The sequence below is a fragment of the Thiolapillus sp. genome (assembly GCF_048562965.1).
Taxonomy (GTDB): domain Bacteria; phylum Pseudomonadota; class Gammaproteobacteria; order Chromatiales; family Chromatiaceae; genus Thiolapillus; species Thiolapillus brandeum_A.
The window spans coordinates 1-664 of sequence record NZ_JBHNMF010001378.1; the positions used below are offsets into that span (position 1 = coordinate 1).

Sequence of the window (664 nt, forward strand, 5' to 3'; positions counted from 1 at the left end):
TCGAAGGGGGTGCAGGTACTTTCAGGAAATAATCATGAATTATCCTTTCAAAACAATATGTTGCATTATATCCTCGCCCTGCCATTTATGCAATTTGGAATATGACAAAGTAGAACTAAAGAATTACGGGTGAGGTTAACGGCAGTCAAACCCCGCGCACCCAGATTAGACAAACCCGTGCAGGAGCCTCCGGAGCGACATGCGGGTAATAGGGAGGAAAGATGATGTCTGCTGATGCACTCCAGCACCAACCATCATTACCAACACGCTGCCCAATCACTGAGGCAGTTTCCATTTTATCCAGCTCTGGAGTGGAAGAGCGCGGAGCGATCTATACACGCCGTGAGGTGGTGGAATTCATCCTTGACCTTGCTGGATATACGAGTGACCGCCCTTTGCATAAATCACGATTGCTGGAGCCGTCGTTTGGTGAAGGAGATTTCCTTCTGCCCGCTATTGAGCGGCTTCTCGAAAGCTGGAAACGGGATGGCAAGAACGAGGATGTCTTGCCAATCTTGTCAAGCAGTGTGCGCGCTATAGAGCTACATAGTGTCCATCCAAAAATGCCAACCTATTGAATTAACGTAAAAAAACATCGAGAAGTTGCTGGGAAATTCCTGGTGAGCTGGGTATAATTTATAGCTAAGCAATTGACTATAAAGGA

General features: G+C 46.8%; 1 protein-coding gene. It reads left to right on the forward strand.

The window, feature by feature from the left end; all coding sequences use genetic code 11:
- Positions 1–224: 224 nt before the first annotated feature.
- A complete protein-coding gene (locus tag ACOCD2_RS24430; protein ID WP_305801988.1) occupies positions 225–578 on the forward strand; it encodes a hypothetical protein in 354 nt (117 codons plus the stop codon).
- Positions 579–664 lie beyond the last annotated feature (86 nt).